A 26,912-nucleotide genomic window follows, 5' to 3' on the forward strand; every position below is an offset into this window, starting at 1 on the left:
GTCAACTTCGGCGCGTTCGTCGACCTGGGTGGCGTGGACGGCCTCGTGCACGTCTCCGAGCTCTCGTGGAAGCACATCGAGCACGCGTCCGAGGTCGTCGAGGTCGGCCAGGAGGTCACCGTCGAGATCCTCGAGGTCGACCTGGACCGCGAGCGCGTGTCGCTCTCGCTCAAGGCGACCCAGGAGGACCCGTGGCAGGTCTTCGCGCGTACCCACGCGATCGGTCAGATCGCGCCCGGGAAGGTCACGAAGCTCGTCCCGTTCGGTGCGTTCGTGCGCGTGGCGGAGGGCATCGAGGGCCTCGTGCACATCTCGGAGCTCTCGGCCAAGCACGTCGAGCTCGCCGAGCAGGTCGTGTCGGTCGGCGACGAGGTCTTCGTCAAGGTCATCGACATCGACCTCGAGCGTCGCCGCATCTCGCTCTCGCTCAAGCAGGCCAACGAGGCCGTCGACCCGCACAACACCGAGTTCGACTCGGGTCTCGCGGCGCTGTACGGCATGGTCACCGAGTACGACGAGCAGGGCAACTACAAGTTCCCCGAGGGCTTCGACCCGCAGTCGGGCGAGTGGCTCGAGGGCTTCGACGCCCAGCGCGAGACCTGGGAGCAGGAGTACGCCGCTGCCCAGGCCCGCTGGGAGCAGCACAAGGTGCTCGTGCTCGCCGCCGAGGAGGCCGCGGCCGACCTCGGAGCGTCGGGTTCGACCTCGTCGACCGGCGGCAGCTCGTTCTCGAGCGAGGCCGCTTCGGGCAACACGCTCGCCGACGACGAGTCGCTGGCGGCGCTGCGCGAGAAGCTCGCGAGCAACAACTAAGGGCTACGCCTACTCAGCATCATCGACGGGGTGTCGGACGGGAACGTCCGGCACCCCGTTCGTCTTCTCTGCGCGCTTCTTCTCCCGCCGCGTGCGTCGCACCCGGCGGATCAGCGCGATCAGACCGACGACGACGCCGATGAGCGCGACGACGACGAGCACGGGGAACAGGATCGCGAGCACGCTCAGCACGACGGACGAGACGTCTTCGGCAGCGCTGAGCGCCGGGGCCGCGGCACCGGCCGTCATGGCATTGGCGGCCGGACGCGCGAGCGTCTTGCCGGTGTGCACGACGAGTGACAGCACGACGCCGATGACGATCGGCACCCATTGGTTGCTCGCGAAGAACGACGCCGGGTCGGTCACCGCCACCGTCTCCGAGGCGGTTCCGGTGCCGAAGAGGATGCCGCCCGCGGTGGGTCGGATGATCGTCTGCAGCCAGTCGTTCACGGTGTCCACCACCGGGATCTTGTCGGCGATGATCTCGATGACCAGCAGCACGCCGAGCACGACGAGCACCCACTCGTTCTGCAGCCACGCCCACGCCGGCGGCAGCTCGATCCAGTCGAGGAAGCGGCTCGAGAGTCCCACCACGAGCAACGGGATGTAGGCGTTGAGGCCGGCCGCGGCGGCGAGCCCGGTCCCGGTGAGGAACTCCAGCATGCCCCTACGATAACGACCATGCTCCTCGTGGCCCTGACGGGTGGGATCGCCTCCGGCAAGTCGACGGTGGCCCGCCGTCTCGCCGAACACGGCGCGGTGATCGTCGATGCCGATCAGGTCGCCCGCCAGGTGGTCGAGCCGGGGGAGCCCGCCCTCGCCGCCATCGCCGAGACCTTCGGAGCGGGGATGATCGCGCCCGACGGCTCGCTCGACCGCGCCGCACTCGGAGCCCTCGTGTTCAGCGACCCGGAGGGGCGCCTCAAGCTGAACGCCATCACGCACCCCGCCGTACTCGCACGGTCTCGCGAGCTGTTCGCCGCGGCGGGCGAGGCCGACCCCGACGCGATCGTCGTCTACGACATCCCGTTGCTCGTCGAGGCGGGTCGGCACGACGAGTTCGATCTCGTCGTCGTCGTGCACGCCGCCACCGAGACGCGCGTCGCCCGCATGGTCGAGCTGCGCGGCATGGCCCGCGAGGAGGCGCTGCACCGCATCCACTCGCAGGCCACCGACACCGACAGGTTCTCGATCGCCGACGTCGTGATCGACGCCGACGGCTCCCTCGAGGAGACCCTCGCGCAGACGGATGCGCTCTGGGAGAACCTCCGAGCGCGTGTCGGAGGCGCGGCTTAGCCTGGGTGGATGCAACCCACTCGTGCTGTCCGACCCTTCGAGGTGGTCAGCGAGTACTCGCCGAGCGGCGACCAACCGCAGGCGATCAAGGAACTCGCACAGCGCATCAACGCCGGTGAGACGGATGTCGTGCTGTTGGGCGCCACCGGAACCGGCAAGTCGGCGACGACCGCCTGGCTCATCGAGCAGGTGCAGCGCCCGACGATCGTGCCCGCGCACAACAAGACCCTCGGCGCGCAGCTCGCCAACGAGTTCCGCGAGCTCATGCCCAACAACGCCGTCGAGTACTTCGTGTCGTACTACGACTACTACCAGCCCGAGGCGTACGTACCGCAGACCGACACCTTCATCGAGAAGGACTCGTCGATCAACGCCGAGGTCGAGCGTCTCCGGCACTCGACCACCAACTCGCTCCTGAGCCGGCGCGACGTCGTCGTGGTCTCCACCGTCTCCTGCATCTACGGCCTCGGTGCCGCTGAGGAGTACCTGGGTGCGATGGTCTCGCTCCAGGTCGGCGATCACATCTCGCGCGACAAGCTCGTGCGCTCGTTCCTCAACATGCAGTACGACCGCAACGACGTCGACTTCAGCCGCGGCAAGTTCCGCGTGCGCGGCGACACGATCGAGATCATCCCCGTCTACGAAGAGCACGCGATCCGGATCGAGATGTTCGGCGACGAGATCGAGGCGCTCTACTCGTTGCATCCGTTGACCGGCGACGTGCTGCGGCAGCTGGATGCCGTGAGCGTCTTCCCGGCGACCCACTACGCCGCGAGCCCCGAGGCGATGCACCGTGCGATCGCCTCGATCAAGGTCGAGCTCGCCGAGCAGCTGGAACTCTTCGAGAAGCAGGGCAAGTTGCTCGAGGCGCAGCGGCTGCGCATGCGCACCGCGTTCGACATCGAGATGATGGAGCAGATCGGGTTCTGCAACGGCATCGAGAACTACTCGCGGCACATCGACGGTCGCAAGCCGGGCGAGGCACCGAACACGCTGCTCGACTACTTCCCCGACGACTTCCTCGTCGTCATCGACGAGTCGCACGCCACGGTGCCCCAGATCGGCGCGATGTACGAGGGCGACGCGAGCCGCAAGCGCACGCTCGTCGAGCACGGCTTCCGCCTGCCGAGCGCGCTCGACAACCGGCCGCTGCGGTGGGAGGAGTTCCTCGACCGCGTCGGCCAGAAGGTCTACCTCTCGGCGACACCGGGCAAGTACGAACTCGGCATGGCCGACGGCGTCGTCGAGCAGATCATCCGCCCCACCGGTCTCGTCGACCCGCAGATCGTCGTCAAGCCGAGCAAGGGCCAGATCGACGACCTGCTCGAGCAGATCCGCCTGCGGGTCGAGCGCGACGAACGCGTGCTCGTGACGACCCTCACCAAGAAGATGGCAGAGGAGCTGACGGCCTTCCTCGGAGAGCACGGCGTCAACGTGCGCTACCTGCACTCCGACGTCGACACCCTGCGTCGGGTGGAGTTGCTCACCGAGCTCCGGGCGGGCGTCTACGACGTGCTCGTCGGCATCAACCTCCTGCGCGAAGGCCTCGACCTGCCCGAGGTGTCGCTCGTCGCGATCCTCGACGCCGACAAGGAGGGCTTCCTCCGCTCGGGCACCTCGCTCATCCAGACGATCGGTCGCGCCGCACGCAACGTCGCCGGCGAGGTGCACATGTACGCCGACAACATGACCGACTCGATGATCAAGGCGATCGAAGAGACCGACCGCCGTCGCGAGAAGCAGGTCGCGTACAACACCGAGCACGGCATCGAGCCGACCGCTCTGCGCAAGCGCATCGCCGACATCACGGAGGTGCTCGCCCGCGAGGGTGCCGACACCGAGAAGCTGCTCGCCGGGCGGTCCACGCCCGACGGGTCGCGCCGCCGCAGCCCCACACCGAACCTCCGCCGTGAGGGTATCGGGGCGTCAGGGGCCGGCGAGCTCGAGACCCTCATCGCCGACCTCAACTCCCAGATGCTGCAGGCGGCGGGGGAGCTCAAGTTCGAGCTCGCGGCGCGCCTGCGCGACGAGCTCGGCGACCTCAAGAAGGAATTGCGTCAGATGGAGAGCGCCGGTCACGTGCGGTAGCCGCGGTCGCGCGTTCACCCTCAGCGGACCGGCCAGCCAATGTCACACCCCCTCCGTACACTTGCGGAGTGTCGATTGCGCCCGTGCCCGGGAACCAGAAGCTCAGCGTCCGCGGAGCCCGCGTTCACAACCTCAAGGACGTCGACCTCGAGATCCCGCGCGACTCGCTCGTCGTGTTCACCGGCCTCTCCGGCTCGGGCAAGTCGAGTCTCGCGTTCGACACGATCTTCGCCGAGGGGCAGCGTCGCTACGTCGAGTCGCTGAGCGCGTACGCACGCCAGTTCCTCGGCCAGGTCGACCGGCCCGACGTCGACTTCATCGAGGGGCTCAGCCCCGCGGTGTCGATCGACCAGAAGTCGACCAACCGCAACCCGCGTTCGACGGTCGGCACGATCACCGAGATCTACGACTACATGCGTCTGCTCTGGGCGCGCGTGGGTGAGCCGCACTGCCCGACGTGCGGCGAGAAGATCCAGCGCCAGACCGTGCAGCAGATCGCCGACCAGCTCATGGAGCTCGAGGCGGGCACGCGCTATCAGGTGCTGGCCCCCGTCGTGAGCCAGAAGAAGGGCGAGTTCGTCGACCTCTTCAAGGAGCTGCAGACGGGGGGCTACTCGCGCGCGGTCGTCGACGGCGACACCATCCAGCTCAGCGCTCCGCCGACGCTCAAGAAGCAGTACAAGCACGACATCTCGGTGGTCGTCGACCGCCTCGTCGCGGCCGACGATCTGCTGACGCGGCTCACCGACTCGGTCGAGACGGCCCTGCGGCTCGCCGGGGGAGTCGTCACGATCGACTACGTCGACGTCGACGGCCCCGCAGGCACGCGCACCTACAGCGAGAAGCTGTCGTGCCCGAACAACCACCCCATCCAGCTCACCGAGATCGAACCGCGCACGTTCTCGTTCAACGCCCCCTTCGGCGCCTGTCCCGAGTGCTCCGGCCTCGGCACCAAGATGGCCGTCGATCCCGAGCTCGTGATCGGCGATCCCAGCCTCACGCTCAACGAAGGCGTCGTGCTGCCGTGGAACCAGGCGGGCAAGGGGATGTACTCCTACTTCACCCGCCTGCTACAGGGACTCGGCAAAGACCTCGACTTCGACCTGAACACCCCGTGGCAGAACCTCAGCGAAGCGGCCCAGCAGGCGATCCTGCACGGCAACGACTTCGAGGTCGCGGTGTCCTGGCGCAACCGCTACGGCCGCACCGTCAAGTACTCGACGGGCTTCGAGGGCGTCATGCCCTACATCGAGCGCAAGTACTCCGAAGCCGAGAGCGACTGGTCGCAGCAGCGCTACGGCGAGTACCTGCGTGAGATCCCGTGCCCGGTGTGCGACGGGCAGCGGCTCAAGCCCGAGGTGCTCGCGGTGCTCGTCGACGGCGAGTCGATCTCGAAGATCGCCGAGCTGAGCCTCGCGAACGCGTACGACTTCATGAACCGCCTCACGCTCACCGAGCGGCAGGCGAAGATCGCCGCGCAGGTGCTGCGCGAGATCCGCCTGCGCCTCGAGTTCCTGCTCGAGGTCGGCCTCGGCTACCTCACGATGGCGCGTGCCGCCGCGACCCTCTCCGGCGGCGAGGCACAGCGCATCCGGCTCGCGACCCAGATCGGATCGGGTCTCACGGGCGTGCTCTACGTGCTCGACGAGCCGAGCATCGGCCTGCACCAGCGCGACAACCGCCGCCTCATCGACACCCTCGTGAAGCTCAAGAACCTCGGCAACACGCTCATCGTCGTCGAGCACGACGAAGACACCATCCGCACGGCCGACTGGCTCGTCGACATCGGCCCCGGCGCGGGCGAGCACGGCGGTGAGGTCGTGCACTCGGGTGACTACGCCTCGCTGTTGACGAACAAGCGCTCGGTGACGGGCGACTACCTCGCCGGCCGACGCTCGATCGAGATGCCGACGAAACGGCGCAAGATCGACAAGAGCCGGCAGATCACCGTCGAGGGTGCGCGCGCCAACAACCTCCAGGACGTGACCGTGAGCTTCCCGCTCGGCGCGTTCGTCGCCGTGACCGGCGTCTCCGGCTCGGGCAAGTCGAGCCTCGTCAACGACATCCTCTACAAGGTGCTCGCCAACGAGCTCAACGGCGCCCGCCAGGTGCCCGGGAAGCACAGGCGCGTCACCGGTCTCGACCAGCTCGACAAGGTCGTGCACGTCGACCAGGCGCCGATCGGTCGCACCCCGCGTTCGAACCCCGCGACGTACACGGGGGTCTTCGACCGCATCCGCACGCTCTTCTCCGAGACGATGGAGGCGAAGGCGCGCGGGTACCAGCCCGGTCGGTTCTCGTTCAACGTCAAGGGCGGCCGCTGCGAGACCTGCTCGGGCGATGGCACGATCAAGATCGAGATGACCTTCCTGCCCGACGTCTACGTCGCGTGCGAGACCTGCGGGGGAGCGCGCTACAACCGCGACACCCTCCAGGTGCACTACAAGGGCAAGAACATCGCCGAGGTGCTCGACATGCCGATCGCCGAGGCGGCCGACTTCTTCGAGCCGATCAGCGCCATCCACCGCTATCTCAAGACGCTCGTCGAGGTCGGCCTCGGCTACGTGCGCCTCGGGCAGTCGGCGACGACGCTCTCCGGCGGCGAGGCGCAGCGCGTGAAGCTCGCCACCGAGCTGCAGAAGCGCTCGAACGGTCGCAGCGTCTACGTGCTCGACGAGCCGACGACCGGCCTGCACTTCGAAGACGTCAGGAAGCTGCTGCTCGTGCTCAACGGTCTCGTCGACAAGGGCAACACCGTCATCGTCATCGAGCACAACCTCGACGTCATCAAGAGCGCCGACTGGGTGATCGACCTCGGCCCCGAAGGCGGCTCGGGTGGCGGCACGGTCATCGCGACGGGTACGCCCGAGCACCTCGCCACGGTCGAGGAGAGTCACACCGGCCTCTTCCTGCGCGAGGTTCTGCCCGAGGCTCCGGCGCGCAAGGCAGGCTGACCCGTGGTGGCACGCGTCACGCGCGCCGACGCGGTCGAGTGGCGCCCGAAAGCCGGCGAGATCCCGACCTCCCCGGGCGTCTATCGCTTCCGGGATGCCCGGGGCCGGGTGCTCTACGTCGGCAAAGCGATCAACCTCCGTCAGAGGCTCAGCAACTACTTCCAGCCGATGCGCAACCTGCACCAGCGCACACGCGCGATGGTGCTCACCGCGGCGGGAGTCGAGTGGACGGTCGTGGCGAGCGATCGCGAAGCTCTCGACCTGGAGTACGCCTGGATCAAGGAGTTCACCCCGCCGTTCAACGTGAAGTTCCGCGACGACAAGACCTACCCGTACATGGTGGTGACTCTCGCCGACGAGGCGCCGCGCGTCATGGTCACGCGCAACCGCCGCATCCCGGGCGCCCGCTACTTCGGTCCGTACCCGAAGATCTGGGCGGTGCGCGACACGATCGAACTGATGACCCGGGCCTTCCCGATCCGAACCTGCTCCGACTCGTCCTACAAGCGCGCGATGCAGACCGGCCGTTCGTGCTTCCCCGGGCAGATCGGTCGCTGCGGCGGCCCGTGCTCGCAGCGGGTCACGATCGAGGAACACCGCGAGATCGTGAACGATTTCATCGCGTTCATGGCCCACCCCGATCGCTCGGTCTTGCGACTGCTCGAGAAGGAGATGAAGGATGCCGCGGCGCGGCAGGAGTACGAGCGCGCGGCGAAGATCCGCGACCGGCTCCAGGCGCTCGAGAACGTGCTCGAGCGCAGCGCCGTCGTGCTCGCCGAGGACTCCGCCGACACCGACGTCTTCGGCATCGAGCACGACGAGCTCGCCGCCGCCGTGCAGCAGTTCTCGGTGCGCGGCGGCCGCATCACGGGAACCCGCTCGTGGGTCGTCGACACCGAGCTCGACGTCACGATCGGCGAGCTCGTGGAAGCCGTGCTGACCTCCGCCTACGAGACGGAGGAGCCGCCCCGCGAGATCGTCGTGCCGAAGCTGCCCGACGACGCCGAGGCGCTCGAGGCCTGGCTGACCGACCGGCGCGCGAAGGGCTCCGTGGCGCTGCGGGCCGCGCAGCGCGGGGAGAAGGCAGCGATCCTGCAGACGGCGACGATCAACGCGAAGCAGGCCCTCGGCCTGTACAAGATGCGGCGCACCGGCGACTACGTCGCGCGCACTCAGGCGCTCACCGACATCCAGGAGGCGCTGGGCCTCGACGAGGCACCGCTGCGCATCGAGTGCTACGACGTGTCGCACCTCGGCGGCACCAACATCGTCGCCTCGATGGTGGTCTTCGAAGACGGACTGCCGCTCAAGAACTCGTACCGCAAGTTCGCGATCAAGGAGTACGCCGACGACCTCGAGAGCATCTCGCAGGTGCTGCGCCGGAGGCTCGCGCGACTCTCCGAGGATGAAGCCGAGCAGGCCGACGAGCTGACCACCCGCAAGCGCTTCGCGTATCGTCCCGGACTCATCCTGGTCGACGGCGGGGAGCCTCAGGTGAACGCGGCGGCGGCGGTGCTGCGGGAACTCGGGATCGACGACATCCCGGTCGCCGGCATCGCGAAGCGGCTCGAAGAGGTGTGGCTGCCCGGGGAGTCGTTCCCCGTCATCCTGCCGCGCAACAGCGAGGCGCTCTTCCTCATCCAGCGCATCCGCGACGAGGCGCACCGCTTCGCGATCACCTTCCAACGCCAGAAGCGCAAGGGCGACATCTCGTCGGTGCTCTCCGAGGTGCCGGGCCTCGGTCCAGCGCGCGTCAAGGTGCTGCTCGCACACTTCGGCTCGGTCACCCGGCTGCGTTCCGCGAGCGCCGACGACATCGCGGAGGTGCGCGGGGTGGGACCGTCACTCGCCGCCGCGATCGTGGCTAGGCTGAACGGAGCGACCGAAGGGCAGTGAGCGTGGCAGACATCGGCGATCCGGCGCAGGCGTCGAGCGCCGCGCCCCGCCGCGAGTTCCTCCTGGTGACCGGGATGTCCGGGGCGGGTCGGTCGACGGTCGGCAACGCCCTCGAAGACCTCGGCTGGTACGTCGTCGACAACCTCCCGCCGCAGATGCTGCGTCCGCTCGTCGACCTGTCCCGGCACACGGGCGAGACCATTCCCCGTGTCGCCGCGGTCGTCGACATCCGCGGCGGTCGGCTCTTCGCCGACGTGCAGCAGGAACTCGAGTCGTTGCGCGGAACCGACGACGCCCGCGTGCTCTTCCTCGACGCGACCGACGCCGCCCTCGTGCGCCGCTTCGAGTCGGTGCGACGACCGCATCCACTCCAAGGCGACGGAACTCTCCTCGATGGCATCAGCGCCGAACGTGCGCGCCTCGCGGAGCTGCGCGAGCAGAGCGACATCGTCATCGACACGAGCGAGCTCAACATCCACCAGCTCGCCACCCTCATCCAGGACCAGTTCTCGGCGCCCGGTGAACCCGACATCCGGGTGACGGTGATGAGCTTCGGCTACAAGTACGGTCTTCCGTCGGATGCCGACCACGTCGCCGACTGCCGGTTCCTGCCGAACCCGTTCTGGATCCCCGAGCTCAAACCGCTCACCGGTCGCGACGTGGAGGTGAGCGACTACGTGCTGGGCCTCCCGGGTGCCTCCGATTTCGTCGACGGCTACGTGAAGGCGCTCCAGCCGGTTCTCGAAGGGTACGGTCGTGAGAACAAGCGGCACGCTACGATCGCTCTGGGATGTACCGGCGGCAAGCACCGCTCCGTGGCGATCGCCGAGGAGCTCGGCCGCCGGCTGAGCGCACTCCCGGGGATCGCGGTCAGCGTCAAGCACCGCGACCTCGGCCGGGAATGACCGGCCCCGGGCGACTGAGCCCTCTGGATATGCGAAGGACGACTGCGTGGCACTGACCGCCGATGTCAAGGACGAACTGGCCGGAGTCGAGGTCGGCAAGACGTCGGTGCGAGCGGCGGAACTCGCGGCTCTGCTGCGGTTCTCGAGCGGGCTGCACACGATCTCGAGCCGCATCGCGGTCGAGGCCGAGCTCGAGTCACCCCAGATCGCCCGGCGCGTGCGCAAAGACCTCGCCGAGCTGTACGGCGTGCGCAGCGAAGTGTCGGTGATCTCCGGCAGCAACCTCCGACGCACGAGCACCTACCTGGTGCGCGTCATCGACGGCGCGGAGACGCTCGCCCGGCAGACCGGTCTTCTGGATGCCCGCAACCGTCCCGTGCGGGGGCTTCCCAACCGCCTGACCACGGGATCGCGCGACGACCTCGCCGCGATCTGGCGCGGGGCGTTCCTCGCCACCGGAACGCTCACCGATCCCGGTCGTTCGGCGGCGCTCGAGGTCGTCTGTCCCGGCAACGAGGCGGCGATGGCTCTCGTCGGCGCCGCCGGCCGACTCAAGATCCCGGCGAAGGCACGCGAGGTGCGCGGGTCGTTCCGCGTCGTCATCCGCGACGGCGAGGCGATCAGCGCGATGCTCGACCTCATGGGCGCGACGGCGAGCGTCGCGGCGTGGGAGGAGATGCGGCAGCGCCGCGAGGTGCGCGCCACGGCGAACCGCCTCGTGAACTTCGATGACGCGAATCTCCGCCGCTCGGTGCAGGCGGCCGTCGCGGCCTGCGCGCGGGTGGAGCGCGCCCTCGAGATCCTCGCCGACGATGTGCCCGAGCACCTCCGCTACGCGGGGCAGTTGCGGCTCGATCACCGCGATGCGAGCCTCGATGAGCTCGGCCACCACGCCGACCCGCCGATGACGAAGGATGCCGTGGCCGGACGCATCCGGCGCCTGCTCGCGATGGCCGACAAGAAGGCCTCCGACCTCGGCATCCCCGACACCGAGTCGGGCGTCCCGCAGCTCGACTGAGCCCGGCCGTGCACCTTCGGGTTGCCTCAACACCCCGGCGGCTGAACGCCGCCCGAGCGTAGGCTGAGGGCATGGCTGACTACACGCTTCCGGATCTCCCGTACGACTACGCGGCGCTCGAGCCGCACATCAGCGCCCGCATCATGGAGCTGCACCACTCGAAGCACCATGCGGCGTACGTCGCCGGCGCGAACACCGCGCTCGAGAAGCTCGCCGAGGCGCGCGACTCGGGCGACTACGGCAACGTGCCCAAGCTCGAGAAGGATCTCGCGTTCCACCTCGGCGGCCACATCAACCACTCGATCTTCTGGAAGAACCTCACGCCCGACGGCGCGGGAAAGCCCGAGGGCGAACTGGCGGCCGCCGTCGACGAGTTCTTCGGGTCCTTCGACAAGTTCGTCGGTCACTTCAGCGCAGCGGCGAACAGCCTGCAGGGTTCCGGCTGGGCCGTGCTCGCGTGGGACCCGGTGGGCTCGCGTCTGCTCATCCACCAGCTGTACGACCAGCAGAACAACACGCCGCTCGGGGTCACCCCGATCCTCCAGCTCGACATGTGGGAGCACGCCTTCTACCTCGACTACGTCAACGTCAAGGCCGACTACGTCAAGGCGTTCTGGAACATCGCGAACTGGGCCGACGCCGGCGCGCGCTTCGAGGCGGCGCGCAAGGGCGCCGCGGGGCTGCTGCTACTGTCGTAGAGGCGTTTCAAGGGCGACTGCAAGCGATTGCGGTCGCCCTTCGACCGCCAACGCCACCACTGTTCACCACACTCTTCGAGGAGACCTCTCGTGTCGGTCAAAATCGGTATCAACGGCTTCGGTCGGATCGGGCGGAACGTCTTCCGCGCAGCGCTCGCGAAGGGGAGTGACCTCGAGATCGTCGCGGTCAACGACCTGACCGACAACAAGACGCTCGCCCACCTCCTGAAGTACGACTCGATCACGGGCCGTCTCGACGCCACGGTCGACTACGACGGCGAGCAGATCATCGTCAACGGCAAGCCGATCCGCGTGTTCGAGGAGCGCGATCCCGCCGCCCTGAAGTGGTCCGACTACGGCGTCGAGATCGTCATCGAATCGACCGGTCGCTTCACCAAGGCCGCGGATGCCCGCAAGCACATCGACGGTGGCGGCGCGAAGAAGGTCATCATCTCCGCTCCGGCGACCGACGAGGACGCGACGTTCGTGATGGGCGTCAACGAGCACACGTACGACCCGGAGAAGCACCACATCATCTCCAACGCGTCCTGCACGACCAACTGCCTCGCACCGCTCGCCAAGGTCTTCAACGACGAGTTCGGCATCGAGCGCGGGCTCATGACGACCGTGCACGCCTACACGGCCGACCAGAACCTCCAGGACGGCCCCCACAGCGACCTCCGTCGCGCGCGCGCCGCCGCGGTGAACATCGTTCCCACGTCGACCGGTGCCGCCAAGGCGATCGGCCTCGTCATGCCCGAGCTCGTCGGCAAGCTCGACGGCTTCGCGCTGCGCGTGCCGATCCCCACCGGCTCGATCACCGACCTCACGGTCACTGCGTCGAAGCCCGTCACGGTCGACGCGATCAAGGCCGCGTACAAGGCGGCCGCCGAGGGTCCGCTCAAGGGCATCCTCAAGTACACCGAAGACGAGATCGTCTCGAGCGACATCGTGTCCGATCCGCACTCCTCGATCTTCGACGCGGGCCTGCTGCGCGTGCTCGGCGACCAGGTCAAGCTCTCGGCGTGGTACGACAACGAGTGGGGCTACTCCAACCGCCTCGTCGACCTCACCGAGTACGTCGCGAAGAGCCTCTGAGCTCTTGACGCTGCGTACGATCGAGTCCCTCGGGGACCTCGCGGGTAAGACGGTCCTGCTCCGCTGCGACCTCAACGTGCCGCTCGACGGCGGGCACATCACCGATGACGGGCGCGTGCGCGCATCCGTCCCGACGATCCGCGCGCTGCGTGCGGCCGGGGCGTCTGTGGTCGCCATGTCCCATCTCGGACGCCCCGAGGGCTCGCCCGATCCGAAATACTCGCTCGCGCCGGTCGCGACGCGGCTCGCCGAACTCCTCGGCGAGCCGGTCGCGTTCGCCGAGGAGCTTCCGGTCCGGGAGAGCATCGCGCCCGGCGTGACGCTGCTCGAGAATCTCCGGTTCGACCCGCGTGAGGCGTCGAAGGATGCCGGAGAGCGCGCATCGTACGCGGCCGAGCTCGCGGCGCTCGGCGATGTGATCGTCTCCGACGGTTTCGGGGTCGTGCATCGTAAGCAGGCGAGCGTCTACGAGCTCGCGCAGGCTCTGCCGTCGGCGGCGGGTCTGCTCATCGCGGCCGAACTCGACGTGCTCGATCGGCTCACCGCACGACCGGAGAGGCCCTACACGGTCGTGTTGGGCGGATCCAAGGTGTCGGACAAACTCGGCGTCATCGACGCCCTCCTGCCGAAGGTCGACCGTCTGCTGATCGGCGGCGGGATGCTCTTCACCTTCCTCGCGGCACAGGGTCACGCGGTCGGCAAGAGCCTCCTCGAAGAGTCCGAGCTCGACACCGTCAGGCGTTACCTCACCGAGGCGCAGGAGCGCGGCGTCGAGCTCGTACTGCCCACCGACATCGTCATGGCGTCGGGGTTCTCGGCGGAGGCGTCGCACGTCGTCGCGACGGCTGATGCCCTCGAGCAGACCGAGTACGGCGCGGACGGTATCGGCCTCGACATCGGCCCGGAGACCGCCGCGGCGTTCGCCGCGCACATCCGTGCGTCGAAGACGGTGTTCTGGAACGGCCCGATGGGGGTCTTCGAGTTCCCGGCCTTCGCCGAGGGCACGCGGGCCGTCGCGCAGGCGCTCACCGAGGTCGACGGCCTCGGTGTCGTCGGGGGCGGCGACTCGGCCGCCGCGGTACGGGCGCTCGGCTTCGCCGACGACGACTTCGGCCACATCTCGACGGGCGGCGGCGCGAGCCTCGAGTTCCTCGAGGGCAAGACTCTTCCCGGACTGGAGGTCCTCGGATGGCAGCAGTGAGCGGTTCAGCAGGTACGGCGGGCGGGCGCACCCCGCTCATCGCCGGCAACTGGAAGATGAACCTCGACCACCTCCAGGCGATCGCCTTCGTGCAGAAGTTGGCCTGGACGCTCAAGGATGCGCAGCACGACTTCGGCAGCGTCGAGGTCGCCGTCTTCCCGCCGTTCACCGACCTGCGCAGCGTGCAGACCCTCGTCGGCGCCGACGATCTGCCCATCGCCTATGGCGGCCAGGACATCTCGGCGCACGACTCGGGCGCCTACACGGGGGAGATCTCCGGCGCCTTCCTCAAGGCGCTCGACACGACGTACGTCGTGATCGGCCACTCCGAACGTCGGCAGTACCACGGCGAGACCGACGAGGTCATCGCGGCCAAGACCGCCGCCGCGCACCGGCACGACATCATCCCGATCATCTGCGTCGGTGAGACGGCGGAGGATCTCGAGGTGCACGGCGCCGCCGCCGTACCCGTCGCTCAACTGCGCACCGCCCTCGAGGGCGTCGCGAAGGGCAAAGAGATCGTCGTCGCGTACGAGCCGGTCTGGGCGATCGGCTCCGGTCAGGCCGCGACGAGCGAGCAGGCGCAGCAGGTCTGCGCCGCGCTCCGTGCCGTCCTCGCCGAGTCGCTCGGCGACGACGTCGCTGCGGCCACCCGCATCCTGTACGGCGGCAGCGTCAAGTCGGCCAACATCGCGGGGTTCATGCGCGAACCCGACGTCGACGGGGCCCTCGTCGGCGGTGCCGCGCTGCAGATCGACGAGTTCGCGAGCATCGTGCGCTTCCAGAAGCACGTCGGCACCTGAGCAACGCGGGAAGACCGTAGGATAGCCCGGTTATGGAAATTCTCGAGACCATCGTGCAGGTGCTGCTCGGCATCACGAGCCTCCTGCTGACACTCCTCATCCTGCTCCACCGCGGGCGCGGCGGCGGCCTCTCCGACATGTTCGGCGGCGGCACGACCTCCAACCTCGGTGCGTCGGGCGTCGCAGAGCGCAACCTCAACCGCATCACGGTGGTCCTCGCCCTGGTGTGGGTGGCGAGCATCGTCGTGCTCGGTCTCATCGTCAAGTTCGCGAACTAGGAGCAGCAATGGCATCCGGTGGAAGCGCCATCCGCGGCTCGCGTGTCGGGTCCGGCCCGATGGGCGAGCAGGACCGTGGGTACCACGCCGAGCGCGTGACGATCTCGTACTGGGACGCCCTCGGCAACGAGACCGTGCGCCACTTCGCGGCGAACCTCCCCGACGAGGAGATCCCCGAGATCATCGACAGCCCGACGACGGGTCTGCCCGCCGGGCGGGACAAGGACAACCCGCCGCAGCTCGCGAAGACCGAGCCGTACAAGACGCACCTCGCGTATGTGAAGGAGCGACGCTCCGACGACGAGGCGGCTCAGCTCCTCGACGAGGCGCTCGAGCAGCTCCGCAGCCGCCGCGGTGGAGCCGCGGTCTAGAGCAGCAAGCCCGGGCCGCTAGCCTTCGTCTCTCGCGGTCCAGTACCGTTCGCGGTCGATGAGACCTTCGGGTACTTCCGCTGCGGCGTCCTGATCGACGAAGAAGACGGTACGCCGCCGCCCCTGCACGCCGGCGACCGGAACCGACGCGACGTTCGCCCCCGCGAGCGCGAGACCGAGAGCGCCCGCCTTGTCGGCACCGGCGAGCACGAGCCACACGCGCTCCGAGCGGTTGATCACGGGGAGCGTGAGCGACAGACGCTCCGACGGCGGCTTGGGGGAGTCCGTCTCGGCGACGACGGTCTTGGCCGTCTCGCGCACGTTCGCGTGGTCGGGGAAAAGCGAGGCGACGTGTCCGTCCGGCCCCACACCCAAGAAGATGATGTCGAACACCGTGTCAGCGAGTTCTGCCGCGTAGGCCTCGGCCGCGGCCTCGATCGACGGCTGCTCACCGGGGGCTGGGAACGGGTGAAGATTCTCCGCCGGCAGCGCGAGAGCGTCGAGGAGAGCCGCGTGCGCCTGCGTCTCGTTGCGGTCGGCGTGGCCGCGCGGCAGGTAGCGCTCGTCACCCCACCAGAAGCGCACGCGCGACCAGTCGATGCCGTCGCGCGCCGGGTTGGCTGCGACCGCCGCGAGCACGGCGATCCCCGACGTGCCGCCGGTCAGGCAGACGTCGACGGACTCGCGCTCGTCGAGCAGGTCGATGACCTTGGTGAGGAACCTCGCTGCCACGCTCGCCGCGAGGCTGCCGGCATCCGGATGCACGAGCACCCGTCGTTCGTTCGTCATGAGGCGGTTCCTTCCGTGCGCACGACCTCGCCGAACAGCTCGTCGGGGTCGAGGCGGCGCAGCTCCTCGGCCAGGCAGTCGCGCAGGCTGCGGCGGGGGAGTGCGATCTCGTGGAGCGGCTGCCCGGGCTGGGTGAGCACGGCGACTCCGCCCGCGTCGCGTGACAGGCGGATGACGCCCGACTCGCGCACGAGCTCGACGTGGTGGATGCCGTTGGGGCCGTCGCCGGGGCTCTTGACGGTGAGTTCGACCTCGACGCGCAACTGCAGTCGCAGCCAGGCGGCGAGGAGTTCCGTCGAAGGCGAATCGGACGATCCCGTCACGCGCGCGGCCGTGACCGGTTCGAACGGCGGCTGGTCGAGCGTCGCGGCGAGCTGAGCACGCCAGAGGGTGAGCCGGGTCCAGGCGAAGTCGGTGTCGCCCGGGGTGTAGTGGCTGCCGAGTCGGGCGAGCGCCGCGACCGGGTCGTCGGAGGACGCGGCGTCGGTGATCCTCCGCTGCGCGATCCGTCCGAGCGGCGACGCGTGCGGGTCGGACGGCGCTTCGCCCGGCCACCACACGACGACGGGGGCGTCCGGCAGCAGCAGCGCCGTCACGAGGCTCTCGGGGTCGCTCGCCGACTCCCCGCTCGCGCGCAGGACGACGACCTCGCTCGCGCCGGCGTCCCCGCCCACGCGGATCTCGGCGTCGAGTCGCGCCTCACCCTCGACGGCGCTGAGCACGATCACGCGCATCGGGTGCTCGCGCGACGCCTCGTTGGCGGCCTCGATGGCCTCCTCGTCGGTCGCGCCGGCGCTCGCGATGACGAGAGTCAGCACGCGCCCGAGAGCGACCGCGCCGCCTTCCTCGCGCACCTTCACGAGCGCCTTCGAGATGGCCGACGTCGTCGTGTCGGGCAGGTCGACGATCATGGTCTTCTCCAGACGCGGCCGTCGCGGGCGAGCAGGGCATCGGCCGAGGCCGGGCCCCACGTGCCGGGACGGTACTGCTCGAGCGGGCCGCCCTGGCTCTCCCAGAACTCCTCGACCGGATCGAGTATCTTCCAGGAGAGCTCGACCTCCTCGTGGCGCGGGAACAGCGGCGGATCGCCGAGCAGGACGTCGAGGATCAGCCGCTCGTATGCTTCGGGGCTCGCCTCGGTGAACGCGTGCCCGTAGCCGAAGTCCATCGTCACGTCGCGCACCTGCATCCCCGCACCCGGCACCTTGGAGCCGAAGCGGATGGTGACGCCCTCGTCGGGCTGCACGCGGATGACGAGCGCGTTCTGCCCGAGCGCCGACGTCTGAGACTCGGCGAACAGATACTGCGGCGCGCGCTTGAAGACGACGGCGATCTCGGTCACACGCCGGCCGAGGCGCTTGCCGGCGCGCAGATAGAACGGCACGCCCGACCAGCGGCGGGTGTTCACGTCGAGTCGCAACGCGGCGTAGGTCTCGGTGGTGGAGGTCGGGCTCATCCCGTCCTCCTCGAGGAAGCCGAGCACCTTCTCGCCCCCCTGCCAACCGCCCGCGTACTGTCCCCGCGCGGCGACCGTGGAGAGGTCGGCCGGGAGGTGGACGGCCGAGAGCACCTTCTCCTTCTCGGTCCGCAGGTCGGCGGCGTCGAACGACACCGGCTCCTCCATCGCGGTCAGCGCGAAGAGCTGGAGGAGGTGGTTCTGGATGACGTCGCGCGCGGCGCCGATCCCGTCGTAATATCCGGCCCGGCCGCCGACGCCGATGTCCTCGGCCATCGTGATCTGCACGTGGTCGACGTAGCGTTCGTTCCAGATGGGTTCGTAGAGCTGGTTGGCGAAGCGCAGGGCCAGGATGTTCTGGACCGTCTCCTTGCCGAGGTAGTGGTCGATGCGGAAGACGCTGTCGGGCGGGAAGACGCTCTCGACGACGTCGTTGAGCTCGCGCGCCGTCTGCAGGTCCGATCCGAACGGCTTCTCGATCACGACGCGACGCCAGGTGCCGGGCTTCTGCTCGGCGAGGCCGGAGCGGCGCAGCTGCTCGGTCACGAGCGGGAACGACTTCGGAGGGATCGACAGGTAGAACGCGTGGTTGCCCATCGTTCCCCGCTCGCGGTCGAGCTCGGTGAGGGTGTCGGTGAGCCGGTCGAACGCCTCGTCCTGATCGAACTCGCCGACGACGAAGCGGATGCCCTGCCTCAACTGTGCCCAGACCGCTTCGTCGAAGGGGGTGCGGGCGTACTGCTTGACGGCTTCGAGCACGACCTGCTCGAAGTCCTGATCGGTCCACTCACGGCGGGCGAAGCCGACCAGCCCGAAACCCGGCGGCAGAAGTCCGCGGTTGGCGAGGTCGTAGACGGCAGGCATGAGCTTCTTGCGCGACAGATCGCCCGTCACGCCAAAGATCACGAGCGTGCTCGGGCCCGCGATGCGATTCAGCCGTCGGTCGGAGGCGACGCGCAGCGGGTTCGAGCCTGCCGAGATCGGGACGGTCATCGTGACGCGAGCCCTCGCAGCCTCTCGGCGTCACCGCGCACGTCGCCGAGGATGAGCGTCAGCACCGGACGCCCGTGGTCGGCGAGCACGCTCGCGTCGCCCGCGGCCTGCGCCTTGATGAGCTGGCCGAACGTGAACGGACGACCGGGGATCTCGAGGTCGGCCTTGCCCGCTCCGGTGAGCTGCAGGAACACGCCTCTCGCGGGGCCGCCCTTGTGGTACTGGCCGGTCGAGTGCAGGAAGCGCGGACCCCAGCCGAAGGTCACCGGACGCCCGGTGCGGGCGGCGAGCAGGGCGCGCAGTTCCTCGAGTTCGGGGTGCGCGATGCGGTCGAGGTAGACCTGCACCGAGAGGTAGCCGTCGGCCGGCACTTCGGCGAGCAGCGTGGCGAGAGCGGCATCCACCGTCTCGTCACCCGGCAGCGCGAGACCCGCGGCGCGGACGCCGATCGTGCCGTCGGTGAAGGCCGGGGGAGCGGGCGGGGTGAGGTCGTCGATGAGCGCGCGCGCCGCCACCTTCGCCGCCTCGACGTCGGGCTGATCAAACGGGTTGACGCCGAGCAGGCGCCCCGCGACAGCGGTCGCATACTCCCAGGTGAGGAGCTGGGCGCCCAGCGAGCCCGCGATCTCCACCTCGCCCGGGGTCACCTCGTGCGTCGCGCGGGCGTCCTTGACGAGCCGCACGATCTGCACGTCGGGGAGGGCGAGGTCGAGCTCCGGGGCGTCGAGCTCGAGGACGACGGGCAGCACGCCCTTGCCGTCCTTGCCCGTCGACTCGGCGATGAGCTGCTCCGCCCAGTCGGCGAATCCCACGATGTGCGTGCCATCGGCGACGATGCCGAGCTTGTCCCTGAGGGGCCGCGTGCCCGCCATGACAGCACCGAGCACGAGTCCGGGGTTGTCCTCGTCGTCGATCGCGAGCGCCAGTGACGCGGCATCCGCCTCGTCGAGGAGCTGCGCGATGTCGACACCCGCGAGTCCGCTCGGCACGAGACCGAAAGCGGTGAGCGCCGAGTATCGGCCGCCGACGTTCGGGTCGGCGTTGAAAACCCGGTAGCCGTCGGCGCGGGCCGACTGGTCCAGTGGGGAGCCGGGATCGGTGACGATGACGATGCGCCCGATCGGGTCGATGCCCGCGGCCTCGAACGCCGCGGCGAAGACGCGCTTGTGGCTGTCGGTCTCCACCGTCGAGCCCGACTTGGAGGACACGACGACGACCGTGCGGTCGAGCGGACCGTCGAGCGCGCCCTGCACCTGCTTCGGGTGAGTCGAGTCGAGCACGACGAGGTCGACGCCGTAGGTCTTCGTGATCACCTCGGGCGCGAGCGACGAGCCGCCCATCCCGCAGAGCACGACGCGGTCGACGCCCTTCTCGGCGAGGTCCTCACGCAGCGCGAGGATGTCGTCGACGATCCCTCGCGACACGGCCACGGCCTCGGTCCAACCGAGGCGGATCGAGGCCTCGGGCCCGGCCGCGGCACCCCACAGAGAGGAGTCCTGCGCCGTGATCGCGCCGCCGATGCCGTCGGAGACGAGTTGCGGCACGATCCGCTCGACGGCCTCGGCCGCCGCGCCCGTCGCCGCGATCGTGACGGTCACTGCGACGCCCCGCGGCCCGCCGCCTCGAGCGCCGCGGTCACGGTGTCGAGGAGCTCGTTCCAGGAGACGATGAACTTCTCCACGCCCTCCGACTCGAGCAGGGCGGTCACGTCGTCGTAGTCGACGCCGACCGCGGCGAGATCGTCGAGCACCTGCTGCGCGGCGGCATACGAGCCGGTCACCGCGTCGCCGTGGAGCGGGGCGTGGTCGAACGTCGCCTCGAGCGTCTTCTCCGGCATCGTGTTGACGACACCGTCGACGGCGAGCTCGGTGACGTAGAGCGTGTCGGGAAGCGACGGATCCTTGACACCGGTCGACGCCCAGAGCGGGCGCTGCACGTTGGCGCCGGCGGCGAGAAGTGCCTTCGCCCGGTCGGTCGAGAACTCCTCCTCGTAGAGCTTGTAGGCCAACTGAGCGTTCGCAACGCCCGCCTTGCTCTTGAGCGCGAGCGCCTGCGGGGTGCCGATCGCGTCGAGGCGCTTGTCGATCTCGGTATCCACGCGTGACACGAAGAAGGAGGCGACCGAGTGGATCTTCGAGACGTCGTGGCCCGCGGCCTTCGCCTGCTCGAGACCGTCGAGGTAGGCGTGGATGACCGCGCGGTGGCGCTCGAGGCTGAAGATGAGGGTCACGTTGACGCTGATCCCCAGGGCGGTCACCGCGGTGATCGCCTCGAGGCCCGCGATCGTGGCGGGGATCTTGATCATCGCGTTCGGCTTGTCGACCTTGGCCCACAGCTGCTTCGCCTGAGCGATCGTTCCCGCGGCGTCGTGGGCGAGGCCCGGCTCCACCTCGATCGAGACGCGGCCGTCCTTGCCGCCCGAGGCGACGTAGACGTCGGCGAAGACCTCCGACGCCGCGGCGACATCGTCGGTCGTGATCTCGAAGACGGCGGCGGCGGCGGAGCTGCCCGCCGCGGCGAGCGACGCGACCTGCTCGTCGTAGGCCTGACCCTTCGCGAGAGCGCCGGCGAAGATCGTCGGGTTGGTCGTGATCCCGACGACATTGCGGTCGGCGATCAGCTGCTGGAGGTTGCCGGTCGAGATGCGCTCACGCGACAGGTCGTCGAGCCAGATGCTGACGCCGATGTCGGAGAGCTGCTGCGTGTTGGTGCTCATGGAGGATGCCTTCCTCAGGCCGCGGCTGCGGCGATGGACTCGTGGGCGGCCGCGACGACCGCCTCGGTGGTGATGCCGAACTCCCGGTAGAGGGTCTTGTAGTCGGCGGAGGCGCCGAAGTGCTCGATCGAGACACTGCGGCCCGCGTCGCCCACGTAGGGACGCCAGGTGAGGGCGAGGCCGGCCTCGACAGACACACGTGCGCGGACGGTCGCCGGCAGCACGGACTCGCGGTAGGCGGCGTCCTGCTCGGCGAACCACTCCTGGCACGGTACCGACACGACGCGCGCCGCGACTCCGTTCGCCTCGAGCTCGGCGGCCGCCTCGACGGCGAACTGCACCTCCGAGCCCGAACCCAGCAGGATGACGTCGGGCGTGGGCTTCGAGCTCTCGACGAGCACGTACGCGCCCTTCGCGACTCCCTCCGCGCTCGCGACGACCGCGCGGTCGAAGACGGGGAGGTTCTGACGGCTGAGCGCGATGCCCGCCGGTCCCTCACGACGCTCGAGGATCGTGCGCCACGCGACGGCGACCTCGTTGGCGTCAGCCGGCCGCACGACGTCGAGCCCCGGGATGAGGCGCAGCGAGGTGAGTTGCTCGACCGGCTGATGGGTCGGGCCGTCCTCGCCGAGGGCGACCGAGTCGTGGGTCCAGACGAAGATCGACGGCGCCTTCATGAGCGCCGCGAGACGCACGGCCGGACGCATGTAGTCGCTGAAGATGAGGAACGTGCCGCCGAAGGGACGCGTGTTGCCGTGCAGCACGATCCCGTTGAGAATCGCCGCCATCGCGTGCTCGCGGATGCCGAAGTGCAGCACACGCCCGTAGGGCTCTCCGGTCCACTCGTGGGTCGAGTGCTCGACCGGCACGAACGACTTCGCGCCCTCGATCGTCGTGTTGTTCGACTCGGCGAGGTCGGCCGAACCGCCCCACAGTTCCGGGATGACCTGGCCGAGCGCGCTGAGCACCTTGCCGCTCGCGGCGCGCGTCGAGACGTCCTTGCCCGCTTCGAACACGGGCAGGGACTCCTGGACGCCGTCGGGCAGCGCGCCGGTCAGGATGCGGTCGAGCAGTTTCTTGCGGTCCGGGTTGGCGGCGGCCCAGGCGTCGAAGCGCGCCTGCCACTCCGCCTGCGCCGCGGCACCTCGATCGCGCAGCTTGCGGGTGTGCTCGATCACCTCGGGGGCGACCTCGAAGGTCTGCTCCGGGTCGAAGCCGAGCACCTCCTTCACGGCGGCGAGCTCCTCCGCGCCGAGCGCGGAGCCGTGGATCTTGCCGGTGTTCTGCTTCTTCGGGCTCGGCCAGCCGATGATCGTCTTGAGGATGATGAGCGAGGGGCGATCGGTGTCGGCCTTGGCCGCCTCGATCGCCCGGTGGAGCTCGGCGACGTCTTCGACGTACTCGCCCGTCTTCTTCCAGTCGACCGTCTGCACGTGCCAGTGGTAGGCGTCGTAGCGGCGGGCCACGTCCTCGGTGAAGGCGATGTCGGTGTCGTCCTCGATCGAGATCTGGTTGGCGTCGTAGATGACGACGAGGTTGCCGAGTTGCTGGTGGCCGGCGAGCGACGAGGCTTCGGCGGTGATGCCCTCTTCGAGGTCGCCGTCGGAGGCGATCACGAAGACGTGGTGGTCGAACGGGCTCGTCCCCGCCGCGGCCTCGGGATCGAACAGGCCGCGCTCGTAGCGGGCGGCGTAGGCGAAGCCGACCGCCGACGCGAGTCCCTGGCCGAGCGGCCCTGTGGTGATCTCGACGCCGTCGGTGTGGCCGTACTCCGGGTGACCCGGCGTCTTCGAGCCCCACGTGCGCAGCGACTTCAGATCGTCGAGCTCGAGGCCTTCACCGCCGAGGTAGAGCTGCACGTACTGGGTGAGCGAGGAGTGGCCCGCCGAGAGGATGAAGCGGTCACGACCGATCCACTCGTGATCGGCCGGGTTGCGCCGCATGACCTTCTGGAACAGCAGGTATGCGGCGGGGGCGAGGCTCATGGCGGTGCCGGGGTGCCCGTTGCCGACCTTCTCGACGGCGTCCGCCGCGAGGATTCGTGCGGTGTCGACGGCGTGGTCGTCGACGGCTTCCCAGGAGAGTTCTGGCACGGAAAACGACCCTTTCGAGGAGGGGGAGTCGACCCTGGTGGCTGGGCCATCATCCAGCATAGCGAGGCGGCTCGGGGCGCTCCGGACGGACGGAGGCTCCGTCGCACCCTGGATAGACTGAGCCGGAGTCACCCGAGAACGAGGAGCCATGCAGGGAGCCGTCGACACGACCGTCGAAACCCCGCGAGGGTCGCGCGTCGGACCCCTCCGCAAGGTGAAGGGCTACATCGCCCTGACCAAGCCGCGTGTGGTGGAGTTGCTCCTCGTCACGACCGCACCGGTCATGATCCTGGCGGCCCGCGGCATCCCGGATCTCTGGCTCGTGCTCGTGACGCTCGTCGGCGGCTACTTCTCCGCGGGCTCCGCGCACGCGTTCAACAGCTACCTCGAGCGCGACCTCGACAAGAAGATGCAGCGCACGCAGAAGCGCCCCCTCGTCACGGGCGACATCACGCCGCGTGAGGCGCTCATCTTCGCCTGGGCGACCGCGGTCGGCTCGACGCTCGTGTTCGGCCTGCTCGTCAACTGGCTCGCCGCCGCGCTCTCGGTCGTCGCGATCCTCATCTACGTCGTCCTCTACACGCTCGTGCTGAAGCGCCGCACGCCGCAGAACATCGGCTGGGGCGGTGCGGCGGGCTGCATGCCGGTGCTCATCGGCTGGGCCGCGGTCACGGGATCGCTCGACTGGGCCCCGCTCATCCTCTTCGGAGTGGTCTTCCTCTGGACACCCGCCCACTACTGGCCCCTTTCGATGCGGTACCGCGACGACTACGCCGCGGCCGAGGTTCCGATGCTCGCGGTCGTGCGCGGCCGCTCGGCAGTGGGCCTGCAGGTCGTGCTCTACGCCTGGGCGACGGTCGTCTGCTCCCTCCTGCTCGTGCCGGTCGCTCCGATGGGGTTGCTCTACGCGGTCGTCGCCACGCTCTCCGGCGCGTGGTTCGTCGTCGAGTCGCACCGCCTCTACGCGGGCGCGATCCGCGGCGAAGAGCTCAAGCCCATGCGGGTGTTCCACGCCTCGATCACCTACCTCACCCTCGTCTTCGTCGCAGTCGGGATCGACCCGCTCCTGCACCTGCCGATCCCGTTCTGAGCCGGCAGCGATCGTGAGACTCCAGACCCCGCTCGGCTGGGCCGCGTCCCGCTGGGAGCTCGGTCCTCGCGCCCTGCGCTGGGGCACGACCGCGGCGCTCGTCACGAGCGTGCTCATCGTGCTCGGCGGGGTCGTCGTGCGCGTCACGGGTTCCGGCATGGGCTGTCCGACCTGGCCCACCTGCGACGGCACCAACGTCATCCAGCTCGTGCCCGACTCGATCCACCTCCTCATCGAGCAGACCAACCGGCTCGTCACCGGCCTGCTCGTGCTGGCGGTGGGGTGGGCGATCGTCGCCGCACGACTTCAGCGCCCGCGGGACAGGATGCTGACGCGCCTCGCCTGGTCGATGTTCTGGCTCGTGCTCGCCAACGCGATCGCCGGCGGCATCACCGTGTGGGTGCACCTCAACCCGTGGGTCGTCGCGCTGCACTTCGTGCTGGCGATGGGCCTGCTCGCGTGCGCGACGTTCACCTGGCACCGGGCGCGGTGGACCGGGGGAGCGGGGCCGCGGCCGTCGGCCGGGTCCCGAGCGGTCGCCTGGGCTCTCGTCGTCGCGACGGGGGCCGTCGTCGTCACGGGCACCCTCGTGACGGGCTCAGGACCGCACGCCGGGGACACGATCGCGGTACCGCGCATGGGATTCGACTGGAACGTCGTCGTGGTCGTCCACGGCGTCAGCGCCGTCGCCGTCCTCGCCCTCGCCGTCGTGCTCGCCTTCCGACTGCGGGCCGAAGCCGGCGGGGCTCTCGCGCTTCGCCGAGTCGGCGTCTTCCTGCTCGTACTGTTCGCGCAGCTCGCGCTCGGCACGACGCAGTCGCTGCTCGGCATCCCCGAGGTGCTCGTCGCGCTGCACGTCACGCTCGCCGCACTCGTCTGGATCGGAGCGCTGCGGGTGCTGCTCGACACCGATCCGCGGCTCTGGGCCGTCCGCGACCACCAGCTCGTACGGCCGGACGCGACCGTGGATACGGAGCCCGTGCCCAGCCGTTGACGGGGCCGACCCTGTAGACTCGCAGGGCTAGGGAGCATCGACGCTGCCCACCCTGCAGTGAATTTGTACTGCCAGCGTTGCAACTGCCCGACACGAGCAGGCCGACACGAGCGGAATGGCTCGCTTCGGCAGGAAAAGAGGCTCACACCCATGTCAGACGTGCTCATCGACCGTCCGGAACTCAACGACCTCGGCACCTACGAGTTCGGCTGGTCCGACTCCGACACCGCAGGCGCCTCCGCCCGGCGCGGACTCTCCGAGGAGGTCGTCGCCGACATCTCCCGCCGCAAGGACGAGCCCGAATGGATGCTCAAGGCGAGGCTCAAGGCGCACAAGATCTTCGGCATGAAGCCCATGCCGACGTGGGGCGCCGACCTGTCGGGCATCGACTTCGACAACATCAAGTACTTCGTGCGCTCGACCGAGAAGCAGGCGCAGACCTGGGAAGACCTCCCCGAAGACATCCGCAACACCTATGAGCGGCTCGGCATCCCCGAGGCCGAGCGGTCGCGCCTCGTCTCGGGCGTCGCCGCGCAGTACGAGTCCGAGGTGGTCTTCCACTCGATCCAGAAGGATCTCGAAGACCAGGGCGTGCTCTTCCTCGACACCGACACCGCGCTCCGCGAGCACCCGGAGATCTTCCAGGAGTACTTCGGCACGGTCATCCCGTCGGGCGACAACAAGTTCGCCGCGCTCAACACCGCGGTGTGGTCGGGCGGGTCGTTCGTCTACGTGCCGAAGGGCGTGCACGTCGAGATCCCGTTGCAGGCCTACTTCCGCATCAACACCGAGAACATGGGCCAGTTCGAGCGCACGCTGATCATCGCCGACGAGGGCTCCTACGTGCACTACATCGAGGGCTGCACGGCGCCGATCTACAAGTCGGACTCGCTGCACTCGGCCGTCGTCGAGATCGTCGTGAAGAAGAACGCCCGCGTGCGCTACACGACGATCCAGAACTGGTCGAACAACGTGTACAACCTCGTCACGAAGCGAGCCCGCGCCGAAGAGGGCGCCACCATGGAGTGGGTCGACGGCAACATCGGCTCCAAGGTGACCATGAAGTACCCGTCGATCTTCCTCGTGGGCGAGCACGCCAAGGGTGAGACCCTCTCGGTGGCCTTCGCGGGCCCCGGCCAGCACCAGGACGCCGGCGCGAAGATGATCCACATGGCTCCGTACACGACGAGCTCGATCGTCTCGAAGTCGATCGCGCGCGGCGGCGGGCGCTCCGGATACCGCGGCGAGGTGCGTGTGGAGGCCAACGCCCACCACTCGGCCAACACGGTGCGATGCGACGCCTTGCTCGTCGACACCATCTCGCGCTCCGACACCTACCCCGCGATCGACATCCGAGTCGAC

Annotated in this window: 23 protein-coding genes; 16 read left to right on the forward strand and 7 right to left on the reverse strand. The window is 69.0% G+C overall.

What is annotated here, in order from left to right; all coding sequences use genetic code 11:
• Positions 1-813 (forward strand): S1 RNA-binding domain-containing protein (locus tag ACO1X9_RS16050; protein ID WP_486351858.1); only part of this gene is annotated, 813 nt, incomplete at its 5' end.
• A gap of 9 nt (positions 814-822) precedes the next feature.
• Here ACO1X9_RS16050 and ACO1X9_RS16055 read toward each other — a convergent pair.
• Positions 823-1,476, reverse strand: a complete 654-nt coding sequence (locus tag ACO1X9_RS16055; protein ID WP_486351859.1) for a DUF4126 domain-containing protein — start codon at positions 1,474-1,476, stop codon at positions 823-825.
• Between the two features lie 18 nt (positions 1,477-1,494).
• Between ACO1X9_RS16055 and coaE the strand changes: the two genes are divergently transcribed.
• The 12 genes from coaE to ACO1X9_RS16115 all read left to right on the forward strand — a co-directional run bounded on the left by coaE (position 1,495) and on the right by ACO1X9_RS16115 (position 15,419).
• Complete coding sequence (coaE, locus tag ACO1X9_RS16060; protein WP_486351860.1) at positions 1,495-2,109, forward strand: dephospho-CoA kinase; 615 nt, start codon at positions 1,495-1,497, stop codon at positions 2,107-2,109.
• Positions 2,110-2,118: 9 nt separating this feature from the next.
• Positions 2,119-4,197 (forward strand): excinuclease ABC subunit UvrB, encoded by a 2,079-nt coding sequence (gene uvrB, locus ACO1X9_RS16065; protein WP_486351861.1) that lies wholly within the window; start codon positions 2,119-2,121, stop codon positions 4,195-4,197.
• A gap of 68 nt (positions 4,198-4,265) precedes the next feature.
• A complete protein-coding gene (uvrA, locus tag ACO1X9_RS16070; RefSeq protein ID WP_486351862.1) occupies positions 4,266-7,151 on the forward strand; it encodes an excinuclease ABC subunit UvrA in 2,886 nt (961 codons plus the stop codon).
• Positions 7,152-7,157: 6 nt separating this feature from the next.
• Positions 7,158-9,047, forward strand: a complete 1,890-nt coding sequence (uvrC, locus tag ACO1X9_RS16075) for an excinuclease ABC subunit UvrC (protein WP_486351863.1) — start codon at positions 7,158-7,160, stop codon at positions 9,045-9,047.
• A 2-nt stretch (positions 9,048-9,049) separates the two neighbouring features.
• Entirely contained in the window at positions 9,050-9,952 is a 903-nt protein-coding gene (rapZ, locus tag ACO1X9_RS16080) for an RNase adapter RapZ (protein WP_486351864.1), read from the forward strand.
• A 46-nt stretch (positions 9,953-9,998) separates the two neighbouring features.
• A complete protein-coding gene (whiA, locus tag ACO1X9_RS16085) occupies positions 9,999-10,970 on the forward strand; it encodes a DNA-binding protein WhiA (protein ID WP_486351865.1) in 972 nt (323 codons plus the stop codon).
• Between the two features lie 71 nt (positions 10,971-11,041).
• Positions 11,042-11,668, forward strand: a complete 627-nt coding sequence (locus ACO1X9_RS16090; protein ID WP_486351866.1) for a superoxide dismutase — start codon at positions 11,042-11,044, stop codon at positions 11,666-11,668.
• Between the two features lie 90 nt (positions 11,669-11,758).
• A complete protein-coding gene (gap, locus tag ACO1X9_RS16095; protein ID WP_486351867.1) occupies positions 11,759-12,766 on the forward strand; it encodes a type I glyceraldehyde-3-phosphate dehydrogenase in 1,008 nt (335 codons plus the stop codon).
• A gap of 4 nt (positions 12,767-12,770) precedes the next feature.
• Positions 12,771-13,967 carry a phosphoglycerate kinase gene (locus ACO1X9_RS16100; protein WP_486351868.1) on the forward strand — a complete coding sequence of 399 codons (1,197 nt, stop codon included), beginning with the start codon at positions 12,771-12,773 and terminating at the stop codon, positions 13,965-13,967.
• Positions 13,955-14,770, forward strand: a complete 816-nt coding sequence (tpiA, locus tag ACO1X9_RS16105; protein ID WP_486351869.1) for a triose-phosphate isomerase — start codon at positions 13,955-13,957, stop codon at positions 14,768-14,770. Before ACO1X9_RS16100 ends, tpiA begins: the two co-directional genes overlap by 13 nt.
• 32 nt (positions 14,771-14,802) lie before the next feature.
• On the forward strand, positions 14,803-15,048 hold the full coding sequence (secG, locus tag ACO1X9_RS16110) for a preprotein translocase subunit SecG (RefSeq protein ID WP_486351870.1): 246 nt from the start codon (positions 14,803-14,805) through the stop codon (positions 15,046-15,048).
• Between the two features lie 8 nt (positions 15,049-15,056).
• On the forward strand, positions 15,057-15,419 hold the full coding sequence (locus tag ACO1X9_RS16115) for an RNA polymerase-binding protein RbpA (RefSeq protein WP_486351871.1): 363 nt from the start codon (positions 15,057-15,059) through the stop codon (positions 15,417-15,419).
• 18 nt (positions 15,420-15,437) lie between these two features.
• Here the strand turns inward: ACO1X9_RS16115 and pgl are convergent, their stop codons facing one another.
• From pgl to tkt, 6 genes are read right to left on the reverse strand one after another with little or no spacing between them, the layout of a single operon-like run.
• Positions 15,438-16,208 carry a 6-phosphogluconolactonase gene (gene pgl / locus ACO1X9_RS16120; protein ID WP_486351872.1) on the reverse strand — a complete coding sequence of 257 codons (771 nt, stop codon included), beginning with the start codon at positions 16,206-16,208 and terminating at the stop codon, positions 15,438-15,440.
• Positions 16,205-17,119, reverse strand: a complete 915-nt coding sequence (locus ACO1X9_RS16125) for a glucose-6-phosphate dehydrogenase assembly protein OpcA (protein WP_486351873.1) — start codon at positions 17,117-17,119, stop codon at positions 16,205-16,207. The genes pgl and ACO1X9_RS16125 overlap by 4 nt, the downstream gene beginning before the upstream one ends.
• The gene (zwf, locus tag ACO1X9_RS16130; protein ID WP_486351874.1) at positions 17,116-18,657 is read right to left on the reverse strand and encodes a glucose-6-phosphate dehydrogenase; all 1,542 of its coding nucleotides are present in this window, start codon (positions 18,655-18,657) and stop codon (positions 17,116-17,118) included. Before zwf ends, ACO1X9_RS16125 begins: the two co-directional genes overlap by 4 nt.
• Positions 18,654-20,255 carry a glucose-6-phosphate isomerase gene (locus ACO1X9_RS16135; RefSeq protein WP_486351875.1) on the reverse strand — a complete coding sequence of 534 codons (1,602 nt, stop codon included), beginning with the start codon at positions 20,253-20,255 and terminating at the stop codon, positions 18,654-18,656. Before ACO1X9_RS16135 ends, zwf begins: the two co-directional genes overlap by 4 nt.
• Positions 20,252-21,373 carry a transaldolase gene (gene tal, locus ACO1X9_RS16140; protein WP_486351876.1) on the reverse strand — a complete coding sequence of 374 codons (1,122 nt, stop codon included), beginning with the start codon at positions 21,371-21,373 and terminating at the stop codon, positions 20,252-20,254. Before tal ends, ACO1X9_RS16135 begins: the two co-directional genes overlap by 4 nt.
• A 14-nt stretch (positions 21,374-21,387) precedes the next feature.
• A complete protein-coding gene (gene tkt, locus ACO1X9_RS16145) occupies positions 21,388-23,466 on the reverse strand; it encodes a transketolase (protein WP_486351877.1) in 2,079 nt (692 codons plus the stop codon).
• 148 nt (positions 23,467-23,614) lie between these two features.
• Here tkt and ACO1X9_RS16150 point away from each other — a divergent pair, with 148 nt between their 5' ends.
• From ACO1X9_RS16150 to sufB, 3 genes are all read left to right on the forward strand, one after another.
• Positions 23,615-24,556, forward strand: coding sequence for a heme o synthase (locus ACO1X9_RS16150; RefSeq protein WP_486351878.1), 942 nt, complete (start codon positions 23,615-23,617; stop codon positions 24,554-24,556).
• 13 nt (positions 24,557-24,569) lie between these two features.
• On the forward strand, positions 24,570-25,550 hold the full coding sequence (locus tag ACO1X9_RS16155; RefSeq protein WP_486351879.1) for a COX15/CtaA family protein: 981 nt from the start codon (positions 24,570-24,572) through the stop codon (positions 25,548-25,550).
• 150 nt (positions 25,551-25,700) lie between these two features.
• A partial coding sequence (sufB, locus tag ACO1X9_RS16160) for a Fe-S cluster assembly protein SufB (protein WP_486351880.1) occupies positions 25,701-26,912 on the forward strand: 1,212 nt, incomplete at its 3' end.

This window comes from Pseudolysinimonas sp. (assembly GCF_057350545.1).